The 14,460-nt window shown below is 72.6% G+C and carries 13 protein-coding genes; all 13 read right to left on the bottom strand.

Annotated elements, in window-relative coordinates; genetic code table 11:
- Positions 1-26: 26 nt before the first annotated feature.
- A complete protein-coding gene (locus OG700_RS00385; RefSeq protein WP_405607049.1) occupies positions 27-1,034 on the bottom strand; it encodes a 1-aminocyclopropane-1-carboxylate deaminase in 1,008 nt (335 codons plus the stop codon).
- Between the two features lie 76 nt (positions 1,035-1,110).
- On the bottom strand, positions 1,111-1,791 hold the full coding sequence (locus OG700_RS00390; RefSeq protein WP_405607052.1) for a GntR family transcriptional regulator: 681 nt from the start codon (positions 1,789-1,791) through the stop codon (positions 1,111-1,113).
- A gap of 62 nt (positions 1,792-1,853) precedes the next feature.
- A complete protein-coding gene (locus tag OG700_RS00395; RefSeq protein WP_405607055.1) occupies positions 1,854-2,495 on the bottom strand; it encodes an alpha-ketoglutarate-dependent dioxygenase AlkB in 642 nt (213 codons plus the stop codon).
- Positions 2,496-2,578: 83 nt separating this feature from the next.
- A complete protein-coding gene (locus OG700_RS00400) occupies positions 2,579-3,550 on the bottom strand; it encodes an ADP-ribosylglycohydrolase family protein (RefSeq protein WP_405607058.1) in 972 nt (323 codons plus the stop codon).
- A gap of 73 nt (positions 3,551-3,623) precedes the next feature.
- Positions 3,624-4,607: an esterase/lipase family protein gene (locus OG700_RS00405; protein ID WP_405607061.1), complete on the bottom strand. Its 984-nt coding sequence runs from the start codon at positions 4,605-4,607 to the stop codon at positions 3,624-3,626.
- 213 nt (positions 4,608-4,820) lie between these two features.
- A complete protein-coding gene (locus OG700_RS00410; RefSeq protein ID WP_405607064.1) occupies positions 4,821-6,134 on the bottom strand; it encodes an acyl-CoA dehydrogenase in 1,314 nt (437 codons plus the stop codon).
- A 159-nt stretch (positions 6,135-6,293) separates the two neighbouring features.
- A complete protein-coding gene (locus tag OG700_RS00415; protein WP_405607067.1) occupies positions 6,294-6,752 on the bottom strand; it encodes an RrF2 family transcriptional regulator in 459 nt (152 codons plus the stop codon).
- A 43-nt stretch (positions 6,753-6,795) separates the two neighbouring features.
- Positions 6,796-8,139, bottom strand: coding sequence for an LLM class flavin-dependent oxidoreductase (locus OG700_RS00420; protein WP_405607070.1), 1,344 nt, complete (start codon positions 8,137-8,139; stop codon positions 6,796-6,798).
- Between the two features lie 99 nt (positions 8,140-8,238).
- The gene (locus OG700_RS00425) at positions 8,239-8,742 is read right to left on the bottom strand and encodes a flavin reductase family protein (RefSeq protein ID WP_405607073.1); all 504 of its coding nucleotides are present in this window, start codon (positions 8,740-8,742) and stop codon (positions 8,239-8,241) included.
- Positions 8,743-9,031: 289 nt separating this feature from the next.
- Positions 9,032-10,258: an ROK family protein gene (locus tag OG700_RS00430; protein WP_405607076.1), complete on the bottom strand. Its 1,227-nt coding sequence runs from the start codon at positions 10,256-10,258 to the stop codon at positions 9,032-9,034.
- A 626-nt stretch (positions 10,259-10,884) separates the two neighbouring features.
- Positions 10,885-12,564 (bottom strand): SDR family oxidoreductase, encoded by a 1,680-nt coding sequence (locus OG700_RS00435; protein WP_405607079.1) that lies wholly within the window; start codon positions 12,562-12,564, stop codon positions 10,885-10,887.
- Positions 12,565-12,675: 111 nt separating this feature from the next.
- Positions 12,676-13,278 (bottom strand): hypothetical protein, encoded by a 603-nt coding sequence (locus tag OG700_RS00440; RefSeq protein WP_405607082.1) that lies wholly within the window; start codon positions 13,276-13,278, stop codon positions 12,676-12,678.
- Positions 13,275-14,429 (bottom strand): DUF475 domain-containing protein, encoded by a 1,155-nt coding sequence (locus tag OG700_RS00445; RefSeq protein ID WP_405607085.1) that lies wholly within the window; start codon positions 14,427-14,429, stop codon positions 13,275-13,277. The genes OG700_RS00440 and OG700_RS00445 overlap by 4 nt, the downstream gene beginning before the upstream one ends.
- Positions 14,430-14,460 lie beyond the last annotated feature (31 nt).

A 14,460-nucleotide genomic window follows, 5' to 3' on the forward strand; every position in this document is an offset into this window, starting at 1 on the left:
CCAACAGACCCGCGCCCGCACACCGCTCAGCGGAACACACCGCTGTAGGCGTTGAGGGCGGGCTGGCCGCCGAGGTGCGCGTACAGCACATTCGACGTCGCGGGGATGTCCGCGCCGCGTACGAGATCGATCAGCCCGGCCATCGACTTCCCCTCGTACACGGGGTCGATGATCATGCCCTCCAGGCCACCGGTGAGCCGGATGGCGTCGAGCGTGGACTCCACGGGGATGCCGTACAGATCCCCGGCCCAGCCCTCCAGGACGGTGATCTCGTCGTCCCTCAACTCCCTTCCCAGGTCGATGAGTCCGGCGGTGGCGCGGGCGATCTTCGCGACCTGCGCGCGGGTTTCGCCGATCTTGGCGGAGGCGTCGATGCCCAGGACCCTGCGGGGCCGGTCCTGACCGGCGAAGCCCGCGATCATGCCCGCCTGGGTGCTGCCGGTGACGCTGCACACCACGATCGTGTCGAAGAAGACGCCCAGTTCGCGCTCCTGCTGTGCCACCTCGTAGGCCCAGTTGGCGAAGCCGAGGCCGCCGAGCGGGTGGTCCGAGGCGCCGGCCGGGATCGCGTACGGGGTGCCGCCCCCGGCCTCGACGTCCGCCAGGGCCTGGTGCCAGCTGTCCTTCGCGCCGATGCCGAACCCCGCCTCGACCAGCCGTACTTCGGCGCCCATGACGCGCGACAGCAGGATGTTGCCGACCTTGTCGTTGACGGCGTCGGGCCAGTCGACCCAGCTCTCCTGGACGAGCACCGCCTTCAGTCCGAGGTGGGCGGCGACGGCCGCGACCTGTCGCGTGTGGTTGGACTGGATGCCGCCGATGGTGACGAGGGTGTCGGCTCCCCGCGCGAGGGCGTCGGAGACCAGATACTCCAGCTTACGGGTCTTGTTGCCGCCGTACGCGAGCCCGCTGTTGCAGTCCTCGCGCTTGGCCCAGATACGGGCGCCGCCGAGGTGGCCGGTGAGGCGGTCGAGCGGGTGGACGGGGCTGGGGCCGAAGAGGAGGGGATGGCGCGGGAAGCTGTCGAGGGACATCTGAAGCTCCTTGGGGCGTGACGGGGTCGCGGCCAGGCATTGGCCGCGTTCTGGCCGGGGTGTGGCGGCGGCGGGGTCAGTCGTCGCTCTCGTCGTCGGCGGGCAGGGCGTCGAGAAGCGGGGCGAGCGTCTGCCAGTTGGCGCGGGTGGCCGCCGCGGCTCCGTCGACGTCACCCGCGGCGCACAGCTCGATGATCCGGTCGTGCTGGGCGACCGAGCCCCGGCCGCTCAGCGACGAGAACCGCAGCCGCTCGACACGGCGCAGCACGGGTGTGAACTGTTCGAGCACGGCGCGCAGTGACTGGTTCGCGCACGCGGTGACGGCGACGCCGTGGAAGTCGTCGTCGGCGGCGAGCGCCGCGTCCACGTCGTTCCTGGCCAGAGCGTCGGCGAAGCGGGCGTTGGCCGCGCGCATGGCGTCGAGCTCGGCCGTGGACAGGTTGGGCAGGGCTTCCCGTACGGCCAGTTCGTGCATGGCGGCCGTGACGGACTGCGCGCCGCGGGCCGCGCGGAGGTCCAGAGGGCTGACGATCGTGTAACGGCCGGGCTTGGTCCGTACGAGACCGGTCTGCTCCAGTCGCCCCAGCGCCTCCCGGATGGGAGTGCGGCTGATGCCCAGCCACTCGACCAGATCGCTGTCGTTGAGCCGCTCCCCCGGTGTGAGTGTGCCGTCGACGATCGCGTCCCTGAGTGCCTGGTAGGCGTTCTCCCGCAGGAGCGATCTGGAGACGAGCCCTCGGCTCTGGGGTACTGGCATGCAATATATTGCACATCGCGGAACCGGTTACGTCAAGGACGAGCCGGCTTCGGGGCGCTCGCTCAGCGCACGCCGCGCGGCCGGAACTGGACGCTGATGCGCGCGCCCACCGCCCGCGCCGTCTTGGGGACGGCATGCTCCCAGGTGCGCTGGCAGGAACCGCCCATCACGATGAGGTCGCCGTGCCCGAGCGGCCTGCGGACGACGGAACCGTGCCGCCCTCGCGGCCGGAGCACCAGATCGCGCGGGGCGCCGACCGACAGGATCGCGACCATGGTGTCCTCGTGGGAGCCCCGGCCCGTCCGGTCGCCGTGCCAGGCGACCCCGTCGTGGCCGTCCCGGTAGTAGCAGAGCCCGGCGGTCGTGAAGGGCTCGCCCAACTCGTCGGCGTAGTGAGCGCTCAGCGCGTCGCGCGCCTCTTCGAGGACCGGGTGCGGCAGGGCGTCCGGCGCGCCGTCCCGCTCTCCGTAGAAGGCGAGCAGCCTCGGTACGGCCACCTCCCGCTCGTACATCCGCCGGCGCTCGGCCCGCCACGGCACGCCGGAGGCCAGTTCCCCGTGAAGCGCGTCGGCCCCGCCGAGCCAGCCGGGGAGCAGATCGATCCACGCCCCGTCCCCGAGCACGGTCCGCCGGACGCCTGTCAGCGGACCGAGCCGTATCTCGTCGGTCTGGTCGAAGAGCGAACCCTGTGCGTGTACCGGCATACGCCCAGCATAACCACACTCTCGAACGTACGATCGATTCTGGCGAGTGGGGGCCGCCTGTTCCCCTTCGGCCTCGCGGACGCTCAGCCCAGCCCCTCCCGTCGCTCCAGCCACTCGCGGGGCACGGCGTCCACTCCCGTACGCGCGCCCACGATGCCGCCGGTGATGGCGCACGTCGTGTCGACGTCACCGAAGCCCTCGGCCGTCGCCCACAGCGCGGCCGCCAGGTCGCCGTGGTGCCGGGCCGCGGTCCAGACGGCGAACGGGACGGTGTCGTCGGCCCGGATGCGCTGTCCGTTGCCGAGGATGTCCGAAGCCTGCCAGGGCTCGGTGCCGAAGGGCACGTCGACCGCCCGCGCGAGACCGTCCCGCACCGGCCCTTCCGGGGTGGCCCGCGCGACAGCCGCGAGCGACAGTTCGCCGCGGACCGAGAGCGCCGCGGCGACGGCGACGGCCACCGCGCCCGCGATGCCCTGCGGATGGGCGTGGGTCACCTCGGCCGACAACGTGGCCTGCTCCACCACGCGTTCGAGGTCGTGGGCGAACCACGCGCCGAGGGGCGCGACGCGCATCGCCGCCCCGTTGCCGAGGCTGCCACCCTCGAAGAGGGTGGGCGCGAGCGTCCGCCAACTCGCCGGTTCCACGAGGAGTTGGGGCAGCAGGATGTGCATGCCGTGCCCGTAACCGCGCGCCGGGTCGGCGTCGAAGGTGAGCGCGAAGCAGCCGGCGAGCCGGTCCTGGTCGATGAAACCCCGCTGATCGAGCACCTGTTGGACGGCCAGCGCCATCGCCGTGTCGTCGGTCCAGTGCCACCGGGGCTCCTGCGGCGTGCGGCGGGCCTTGATCTCGGCGTACGCCCGCGCCCGGTCGCGGAAGAGCGGGAACCAGCGCTCACCGAAGGCGTCGCCGAGCGCGAGCCCTTCGAGACTCCTGCGGGCGGCGGCGTGGCCGGTCGGGGACACGGCGGGTGCGGGGGGTGCGGCGGAGGTCGGCGGAGCCGCAGGGGCCTGCGAAGTGGTACGGGGCCGGGCCGGAGGTCGCGTCGGTGAGGTCATGCGCCTTATGGTGCCGCCGGCGGCCTCCGGCCGCACATCCCTTTCGCCGGCCGCTCCCGGCCGGTGACCGCGCTCAGCCGCGGCAGCTCACCGGGCGGGTGTTCGCCGGGTCGAGGGCGTTGAGGACCAGCCGGTACATGACCGTGCTGTAGGCGACGCCCAGGTGCGCGCTCATGTCCACCGGGCAGGCGTCCTGAAGGGTCAGATTGTCCACCGGGGCGCCGGGGCCCGCCGCGAGGTACTGCTGGCGGTAAGGGGTGACCACCTCGTCGGTGCGGGTGACGACGGTCGTGTAGCGGACGCCGGGCACGGTGTCACCGCCGGCGTCCAGCCGGGCGTTGACGTCGGAGCCGACGGTCTGGTCCTTGGCCGCCGGCCCGGTCATCCGCGCCGTGGCGTCCAGCACGCGCAGCGACTTGGCGAGGGACGCCATGCCCGACGCCGTCGTGCCGTGGTTGCTCGGGGCGATGCCCACCAGCCGGTGGGTCTTCGCCGCTCCTCCCCCGAACTTCAGATACCAACGCGGCAGCAGCCCGCCACCCTGGGAGTGTCCGACCAGATCGGCCTTCTCGGCGCCGGTGGCGTCCAGCACCCGGTCGACGAAGGCGGCCACCTCCTCGGCGGACTCGGGGACATGGCCCCTGGCCTTGAACACATCGCCCTCGGGCGCACCGTAGTTGAGGGCGTAGACGCAGTAGCCGGCCTGCTTCAGGACGGGCGACAGACCCGACCAGTTGGCGTGGGCGTTCGCCCAGGTGCCGTGGATCAGCACGACGGGACGCGGGTGCGCGGCGCTGGGCTCGCACGCCCAGTCGTTGGCGCCGGGCGGCGCCGTCTCGGGGGCGGCCTGCGACCGGGTGAACGCCGCGGCGAACTTCGCCAGGCCGGTGTTGGGGGCGACCGCCGTGGTACGGGCGGAGTCCGGCGGAACGGACGGGGACGAGGACGAGGGGGTCGCCGCCGCGACGGCGAGCACCGCGGATCCGGCCAGTGCGGCGGCGACATCTCTGAGCTTCAACAGGGCTCCCAGGTGTGCGGCCCCCGCCGGGTCGCGCATGTCCCGGCTCCGGAGGTCAGGGACACCGCGCCGGAGAGGGGGCGTCTTTCGATGACGCCCGCCATCCGATCCCATGGTGCCCGGCACCGGCGGGATTCCCCCATCGGTGGGCGCGGGGCGGCGGCGAGCCGCTGCCGCCGGCCGATCCCAGGGCCGCTCGCCCGGCTGTCGGGCGAGTCGCCGGCGACGCCGGAGGCGTCCGCCGGACACGGCCTAGGAGCGCACCGTGAAGGGCGGATGCGTTCCGTTGAGGTAGTGGTCGCCGATGTCGCGGAGCCGGTGCGTGGGTGAGCTCCGCGCGGTGAGCGCGCGGGCGTTGCGCCAGAATCTGTCGAGCGACGCACCGCCCTCGAACGACGTGGCCGCTTGGGTGAGTTCGAGGATGCGCGTGGTGATGTCGACCGCGGACCTGCTGGTGACGGCCTCGGCCGCGGCGACCCGCACGGCGATCTCGGCGCGCTCGTCCATGCCGAGATCCCGTCCGGTCAGGAGCCCCTGTTCCAGCGCGTCCGTCGCGCGTTCCACGACGGCGGCAGCCGTGTGGGCGGCGGTCGCCAACTCCCCGTACGCCAGCAGGAGATACGGATCGCCGCTGGGCCGTACGGCGTAGGTGGTGGTGTCCGGAGCCTCCGGGCGCGGCGCGGGCGGCACCGCGCGGCTGACGTCGCGGGCCTCGGCGAGTGCGCCCTCGGCGATGCCCAGGGCGACCTGGCTGAGGACGAGCCGCAGGGCGAGCGGGGCGAGCGCGGTGAACGCGGAGACGGCGTGCTCGTCGCGTGGCATCGCGCCGAGGATGTGGCCCGCGCCCACGGGCACGTTGTCGAAGTCGACGCTGCCCGCGCCGGTGAGCCGCTGGCCGAGGCGGTCGTTGTCGGTGTCGGCGAGTACGCCGGGATGGGCCGGGTCCACGAGCGCGATCAGCAGTTCGCCGGTGTGCGTGGAGGCCGCGCCGACGACGAGCCGGTCGGCGACGGTGACGCCCGCGGCGAAGGACCTGCGGCCGTTGAGGAGATAGCCCGAGTCGGCCGGGGAGAGGGTGAGGCCGGGGCCGCTCTCCGGGTCCGGGAGGTCGGTGCCGCCGCCGAGGAGGCGGCCGTCGGCGACGGCGAGTGGTTCGTCGCCTGACGTACCGTCAGGCATGCCGAAGAGCCTGCCGCTCCACGACAACACGTAGTGCCGGGCGATGAGTTCGCCGATGGAGCCGTCGGCCGCCGCGATCTCACGGATCACGGCGGCGGCGGTACGCCAGTCGGCGCCGCCGCCGTTGCCGCCGCTACGGCCGCCGTCGGACGCGGCAGCGGCGGTACGGCTTCGGCCGAGGGGCGCGGGTGGCGTCAGCAGCGCGGGCAGACCGGCCTCGCGCAGCCGTGCCACCTCGTCGTACGGCGGCTTGCCCGCCCGGTCGCGGGCGATCGCGTCGGCGGCGAGATCGTCGGCCACCTCCCGCGTGACGCGCGGCCAGAGCGCGTCGTCGACCGCGGGGGGCCGGCGCGGGGCGGCGGTACGGACCACGGGTTTCGTCGGCACGGTGCCGGCCACCTCCAACATCCCTAGTTTTCCCACTGGATTAGTAGGAATACTGGCACGGAGTCGCCCCCGCCCCAAGTGCGTGTTCATATGGTGGACTCGCGTTCCGGTCCGCGAAATCCGGGGCAGGCCGGCGCTCACGCCCCTGCCGCCCTCGCCTCAGGGGTTCGTCCAGGCCTCCGGGTCCGCCGCGAGCGCGGACACACCGTCCGGCAGTTCGGTCGAGGCCACGTCGGCCAGGGTCACCACGTCCAGGATCTGGCGGACATTGGCCCGCAGCGCGATCCACAGCGGCAGCAGCGACTCGGCGGTGCCCGTGTACGAGAGTTCGGGCGGGCGGACCCCGCGCACCGAGACGAGGGGGCCGTCCACCGCGCGGATGACGTCGGCGACGGTGATGGAGTCCGCTGGCCTGGCCAGCCGGTAGCCGCCGTTGCCGCCGCGCCGGCTCACCACGAGCCCACCGCGGCGCATGTCGTTGAGGATGCCTTCGAGGAACTTGTGCGGAATGTCCTGGGCGGCGGCGATCGCCTCCGCCTTCAGCGGGGCCTCGTCGCGGGACGTGGTGAGTTCCAGCGCGGCACGCACCGCGTAGTCCGCTCTGGCTGAAATGCGCATGTGCGCAGTATCGCGTACGGCTCCGCCCGGCGACCCCCACCGATCAGGTGCCGACCGGGTCGAACAGCCGGTTGGCGGGACGCGCCAGCCCGTAGTGCTCGCGCAGCGTCTTACCGGTGTACTCGGTGCGGAACAGGCCACGCTCCTGGAGGATCGGCACGACCTGGTCGACGAAGATCTCAAGGCCCGAGGGGAGCAGCGCCGGCATGATGTTGAAGCCGTCGGCGGCGCCGCTGTCGTACCAGTGCTCGATGGTGTCCGCGACCTGCTCGGCGGTGCCGGCGAAGGTGCGGTGCCCGCGGCCTCCGCCGAGCCTGCCGATGAGTTGACGTACCGTCAGACGCTCGCGTCTGCCCAGCTCCACGACCAGGGTGAAACGGCTCTTGGCTCCTTCGATCTCGTCCTCGGTGGGGATATCGTCGGGCAGTTCCTCGTCCAGGACGAGCCGTTCGGCGGGGACGCCGAGGAACGTGGCCAGTTGGCGCCGGGCGTACTCGGGGACGATGTGCCGGTCCAGCTCCGCGTCCAGTTCCAGGGCGGCGGCCTCCGTGGCGCCGATGACCGGCACGATCCCCGGCAGGATCTTGATGCCGTCCGGGTCGCGACCGAGGGTCACCGCGCGCTGCTTGACGTCCTTGTAGAAGGCGATGCCCTCCTCCAGGGTCTGCTGCGCGGTGAACACCGCCTCCGCGTAGCGCGCCGCGAAGTCCTTGCCGTCCTCGCTGGATCCGGCCTGGACGAGGAGGGGGTGGCCCTGCGGGGAGCGCCGTACGTTCAGCGGCCCGTCGACCCGGAAGTGCGGGCCGCGGTGCTCGATGCGGCGGACGCGTTCGGTGAGCGCGTACACGCCGCGCGCCTTGTCGGCGACCACCGCGTCGTCGGCCCAGCTGTCCCAGAGCTTCGTGGCGACGTCGATGAACTCGGCCGCCCGCAGGTAGCGCTCGTGGTGCGGCGGGGTGCCGTCCAGACCGAAGTTGCGGGCGGCGTCGGCGCCCGCAGTGGTGACGATGTTCCAGCCGGCGCGGCCGCCCGAGACGTGGTCGAGGGACGCGAATCTTCGGGCGAGGTTGTAGGGCTCGTTGTAGCTGGTGGACGCGGTGGCGATGAGGCCGATCCTGCTGGTGACGCCGGCCAGGGCGGTCAGCAGCACGGTGGGTTCCAGGATGCTGGCGGGCCGGCGGCCGGGGTCGCCGTGCAGGACGGGGCCGTCGGCGAGGAAGAGCGAGTCGAGCAGGCCGCGCTCGGCGATGCGGGCGAGGTTCTTGTAGTGCTCGACGTCCGTGCCGTCGGTGGGGCTCTGCGGGAGCCGCCAGGCGGCCTCGTGGTGGCCGACGGTCATCAGGAAGGCGTTGAGGTGCAGGGGCTTGCGGTCCGGGTCGCGGGACATGGGGCTTCTTCTCCTGGGGCGGGACGGGCTGGGCGGATGAGGGGTGCGGGGGGACGGGCGCTCAAGCGGACGGTGCTCGTTGCTCGGTGTGCGCGGCGCTCACAGGGCGAGGTAGCGGCCGTCGTGGAACAGCAGCGGGCGCCGGCCGTCGTCGTGCGCGGCGTCCTCGACCCGGCCCACGACGATCCGGTGGTCACCGGCGGGAACGATCTGCTGGATGCTCAGCCGCAGCCAGCCGGCCACACCGTCGAGTACGGGCTCCCCCTCCGGCAGGCGCTGCCAGGCCGTCGGCTCCGCGAACCTGTCTATGCCGCTGGTGGCGAACGTCCGTGCCAGCGGCTCCTGTTCAACACCCAGAAAGTTGACGACGGCCGACGAGGCGCGCTCGATCGTCGGCCAGGACGAGCCGGAGAGAGCGATGCCGAACGACACGAGCGGCGGGGAGAGGGACAAGGACGTGAGCGAGGTGGCGGTGAATCCGACCGGTCCGTGGCCGGCGTCGGCGGTGACCACGACCACCCCCGCCGGATAGTGGCGGAACACTTGCCTGAAACGGTCCGGGGCAATGCCCGCGGTGAGATTCGACGACACGGTGACAGTCAACGTCTCCCCCAGAAAGAGAGGTGGATTCAACGGAAAGGGGCAGGCAGGGCCGCACACGGAGCCGTGGGACAGGTCGGAACCAGGCGATCCGGGGCGCGCTGAGCGGGCCGGACGCGATCGCCGGTGAATTCAGGGGTGGACCGTGGCGCGAGGAGAATTCAGGCGCGACAACAGAGGCAGGGCACGTACCGCGGAATCCGCTGCCGAATGGTCATGAGGTAATTGTCCTGCCCATCTACGGGCCGGGTCAACAATGCAACTCTCTGAATTAAGTCCGCCAACTCGCGGGTCACGACACGGCCGTCAGCGAGGGCCAGGAACCCAGCGGGTCCGCGTAGAGCGCGCCGAGCGCGACCGCCGCGCCCGCCGTGGACAGCACGCTGCCGGTGAAACTGCTTGCCACGACGGCCTGTTCGGGGTCGTCGCAGACGAGGGAGCGCTCCGCCACCTCCGTCCGCAACTCGTCCAGGCAGTGCGGAAGCAGCCCCGCGCCCGGCTCGACCACCACCAGCACCTCGGGGTCGAGCATGTCCAGCAGCAGTGCCACCGCCCGGCCGACGAGCCGGGCTCTGCGGCGGAACAGCTCCAGCGCGCGGCGCTCGCCCGCCAGCGCGCGTTCCAGCAGGGCGGGGAACGACGGTACGGGCAGGCCCTGTTCGGCCGCCAGCCGCACCATGGCCTGCTCGGAGACCTCCGATTCGAGGCTGCCGTCCCCGCCGACCGGCAGACGCGCGATGCTCCCCGCGCCGTGCCGGGGGCCGAGGTGCACCTCTCCGGCGGTGGCGAACGCGGCGTCGACGACCGCGCCGACGAACAGCAGCACGGCGCTCCGGCGCGTCGACGCCTCACCGACCAGTTGCTCGGCCCGCGCCAACGCCCTCGCGTGGCTGTCCACATGGACCGGCAGCCCGGTGGCGTGGGCCAGGTGGTCCCGTACGGCCACGTTCCGCCAGCCCAGTTGCGGATGGCGCACGATCACCCCGGCGCCGGGGTCCACCCGGTGGCCGGTGGCCACGCCGAGGGCCAGTACCGAACGGCCGCCCGCGTGGGCGGACACCAGCCGGGGCAGCCGCTCGGCGAGAGAGTCCAGCACCCGGCGCGGCTGCGGGCGGGTGTCCCGGTGCGGCCGCCGGTCCTCGGCGACGATCCGCCCGCGCAGATCCATCAGGGACAGCGTCGAGTTGGTGACGGCGATGTGCGCGCCCGCGACCAGGTAGCGACTGGTGTCGATGTCCACGGGGACGTGCGGCCGGCCCAGGCCGCGCGGCCCGGTGGCCTCCGGGCTCTCCCGGATCAGCCCTCGGGCCAGCAGTCGCGCGCTGTGCCCGGTGACGGACGCCGGGGACAGCCCGGTGAGGCGTGCGACGGTGCTGCGGGCGACCGGGCCGTGGTCGAGGACGGCGTTCAGCACGGTCTTCGTGCCGGGGGCGCGGCGTGGTGGTGCGGTGGCCGGCGGGATGTCCGCGCGGCGTACGGGGGTGGGTCGGCGACGGACGGGCACCGGCGGCTTCTTCACGGGTGTCTTCCAGATCCTGGATGGCAGCGGCGGCGACCTCGGGGACACATCCCGTCGGGGGTCGGCCGGACCGCGTGGGCGCTGTGACGTCAGCCCTGGTGACACGCCGCGGAGCAGACGCGCTTGAGATCGATATGACCCCGAGTCGTCAGGTGCGCGGATCGCTGCATGCCTGGCAACGTAACCGCGGCGGCCGAACGGGGTCAATCACCGGCCGCATCCTGGACTGGACCGGAGACACCGGGCACCGGGCACCGCACACCGCGGGCGCGGGCACGCACGCCCACCCGCGCCTCCGGTTCGGGCCTCGGACCCTGCCCATGGACCGGTTACCCCAGATACGGTCCGGCGGTGCCGATCCTGCCGGGCGCCCGCGTTCGCGCCGCCGAGGTCGAGGACGTACACCCGCTGGTTGCCCTTGCCGGGTGCCGGGACGCCGAGCGTGCCGCCCGTCACCACCGCGGCGGCCGGGACCCTGACGCGCCTCAGGGGTCGGCTGAACAGCACGGTCGAGCTCTGGACGTCGTACCGGAATGCTGCCGCAGTCTCTTGCGCGGAGGAACCACCGCCGCCCGACGGCCCCGTAAAGGCTTTCGGCGCAGGCGAGTTGGGCCGGCCCGGACGGGCTACGTGTGAACGGCGGGCACCGCCGCGTCCTTGCTCGCCGCTTTCGCGATGTTGCGCGCCATCCCGCCGAAGACGACGGCGTGGAACGGCGCGACGCTCCACCAGTACGCGTGCCCCAGCAGCCCGCGCGGATGGAACACGGCGCGCTGCCGGTAACGGGTGCGGCCCCGCTCGGCCTCCTCGACGCGCATCTCCAGCCAGGCCAGACCCGGCAGCCGCATCTCCGCGCGCAGCCGCAGCAGCCGGCCCGGTTCGATCTCCTCGACGCGCCAGAAGTCCAGCGAGTCGCCGACCCGCAGCCGCGCCGCGTCGCGTCGCCCCCGGCGCAGCCCGACGCCGCCGGCGAGGCGGTCCAGCCAGCCCCGTACGGCCCAGGCCAGCGGGAAGGAGTACCAGCCGTTGTCGCCGCCGATGCCTTCGATGACCCGCCACAGTGCCTCGGGGCCCGCGTCGACGGTGAGTTCGCGGTTGTCGGTGTAGAGGCTGCCGCCGGCCCAGTCGGGGTCCGTCGGCAGCGGGTCGCTCGGCGCTCCGGGGACGGCGGCGGAGGACCAGCGGGTGGTCACCCGGGCGTCCTGGATCCGCTTGAGGGCCAGCCTCAGCGCGTCCTCGAAGCCGATGGGCCGGCCGGGCCCGTCGGGGACGTGGCGCGCGATGTCGTGCTCGTGGCACACGACTTCGTGCCGCAGCGACTCGGCGAGAGGGCGGGCGATCGAGCGGGGTACGGGGGTGACCAGGCCGATCCAGTGGCTGGAGAGGGTCGGGGTGAGGACGGGCACGGGCACGATCAGCCGGTGCCGCAGCCCGGCGACGGCGGCGTACGTGTGCATCATGTCCAGGTAGGTGAGGACGTCGGGGCCGCCGATGTCGAAGGCGCGGCTCACGTCGGCGGGCATCCGCGCGGCGCCGACGAGGTAGCGCAGGACGTCGCGGACGGCGATCGGCTGGATCCGGCTGCGTACCCAGCTCGGGGTGACCATCACCGGGAGGCGTTCGGTGAGGTAGCGCAGCATCTCGAAGGACGCCGAGCCGGATCCGATGATGATGGCGGCGCGCAGCACGGTGGTGGGGACGTGTGAGTCGAGCAGGATGTGTCCGACCTCGGCACGGGAGCGCAGATGGGGTGAGAGGTCGCGCTCCGGTACACCGGCCGGGGTCAGGCCGCCGAGATAGACGATGCGCCGGACGCCCGCCGCGTGGGCCTGTTCGGCGAAGACGCGGGCGGCGTCGCGGTCGGTCCGCTCGAAGCCGGGTCCGGTGCCGAGCGAGTGGACGAGGTAGTAGGCGACGTCGATGCCCCGCATGGCGTCGCGGACCGACTCGGCGTCGGTGACGTCGCCGCGTACGACTTCGGCCCGGCCCGCCCACGCGTGGTCGCGCAGTTTCTCGGGCGTGCGGGCGAGACAGCGCACCCGGTGCCCGGCGTCCAGCAGTTCGGGCACGAGGCGGCCGCCGATGTAGCCGGTGGCACCGGTCACCAGGCAGTGGAGGGCCGGTGCCGCCTCGGCGGCGGTCGCCGGGTCCGCGCCGTTCGCCAGGTCCGCACGGGTCGTCGCGTCGCCGTTCGCCGGGTCCGCACCGCTCGCCGCGTCGCCGTTCGCCGCGTCGCCGTTCGCCGCGTCGCCGTTCGCCGCGTCGCCGTTCGCCGCGTCGCCGTTCGTCGCGTCGCCGTTCGTCATGGAGCCCTCCGTCGGCCGTGTGCGTGGTGCCCCCTCACCCTGTTCACCCTCCCCCGGTACGCGCCTTTCCGCCCGACCGGCTCCGTCGGACGCACCGGTGGGGGGGCGCCGCTACAGCGGCAGGAACGCGACGGCGGTGGCCGCGCCGAGCGAGGCGCCCGCCGCCGTCTGGGCGAGGGAGTGGTAGCCGAGGCGTATCCGGGACCAGCACACGGCGACGACGAGTCCGTACGCCGCGAGCCACCACGGGTCGTGGACGGCGGCGAGCATCGCGACGACGGCGGACGCCACGGCGGAGTCGACGCTGATCTTCCATACGGTGTTCACCGCCAGCAGGACGATCGTCATCGCCCACAGCGCGGTCATCGCGACCAGGATCCCGGTGGGTGCCCGCCCGGCGGTCATCGCGAGCGCGCCGACACCGATCGAGCCGAGGATGACCAGGAAGATCGGTGCCCGCTGCGTCCGGTCGACGACATGCCGGTCGCCCCATCTGCCGCGCCCGCGCTCCCACTCGATGTACGCGGCGGGCACGATCCCGGCGCACAGCGCGCCGAGCAGACCCCAGGGGACGCCGGTCCAGTCGCCCGCCGCCGCGGCGCCTATGCCGACCATGCCGGCGAGCAGGGCGTTGCGGGGCTGGAGCACATCGGTGATCCGGCGGGCTGTCTCCGTACTCAGGTACGGCGCACGTGGCGCTCGGGTACGGCTCACGCGGCGCCCGTGGCGCGCGCCTCGCCCGCCGCGATCCGCCGGTTGCGCAGGACCGACGACCAGAAGGAGGCGCCGATCAGGACGACGCCGATGAGGCCGGTGATGATCTCGCTGATCTGGTACTGGATGGTGATGAGGAGGATCACGGCGAGCGCGCCGATCGCGTAGTGCGCGCCGTGCTCCAGGTAGACGTAGTCGTCGAGGGTGCCCTGGCGGACCAGGTAGACGGTGAGCGACCTGACGTACAGCGCGCCGATACCGAGGCCGAGGGCCATCAGCACGATGTCGTTGGTGATGGCGAACGCGCCGATCACGCCGTCGAAGGAGAAGGAGGCGTCGATGACTTCGAGGTAGAGGAACATGAAGAAGGCGGCCTTGCCGGTGACGGCGACGAGCGAAGGACCGCCCGTGCCGCGCCCGCCGGACGCCGTCTCCGTACCCGCCGCGCCCTCCCTGGCGGCCTGCGCGTCGGCCTGCGCGTCCTCCTCGTTGGCGAGCCGGTTCTCGAAGAAGCTGGACAGCCCGCCGACGATCAGATAGGTGACGAGGCCGGCGAGGCCGGAAGTGAGCACCGTCTGCGCCTTGTCGGCGTGGGCGCCGCCGTGTTGGTGGGCGTGGGTCGCGACCGTCATGGAGGCGATCAGCAGCACGATCAGCGCGAGACAGACTGACAGTGTCTCGACCTGTCCGAGCCTGGCCAGCGGACGTTCGATCCGGCCCAGCCACTTGATCTCGCGGTCCTCGAAGACGAAGTTGAGAAAGATCATCAGCAGGAACATGCCGCCGAAGGCGGCGATCGACGGGTGGGCGTCGGTCACCAGTTGCTGGTACTTGTCCTTGTCGTTGACCGCCAGCTCCACCGCCCTGACGGGGCTGAGCTTGGCGGTGACCGCGACGATGACGACGGGAAAGGCGAGCCGCATGCCGAACACGGCGATGAGGACACCGATCGTGAGGAAGATCTTCTGCCAGAAGGCACTCATCTTCTTCAGGATCCCGGCGTTGATCACCGCGTTGTCGAAGGACAGCGAGACCTCCAGCACGGTCAGGATCGCCACCACCCCGAGTGCGGCCCAACCGTCGTAGAACACCGCCGCCGCGAGACCGAGCACGGTGAAACCGAATGCCCAGCCGAATGTCTTCAGTACCACGACTCACCACGCCTTCCGCGGACATGCTAAG

The organism is Streptomyces sp. NBC_01508 (genome assembly GCF_045040315.1).
Classification (GTDB): Bacteria; Actinomycetota; Actinomycetes; order Streptomycetales; family Streptomycetaceae; genus Streptomyces.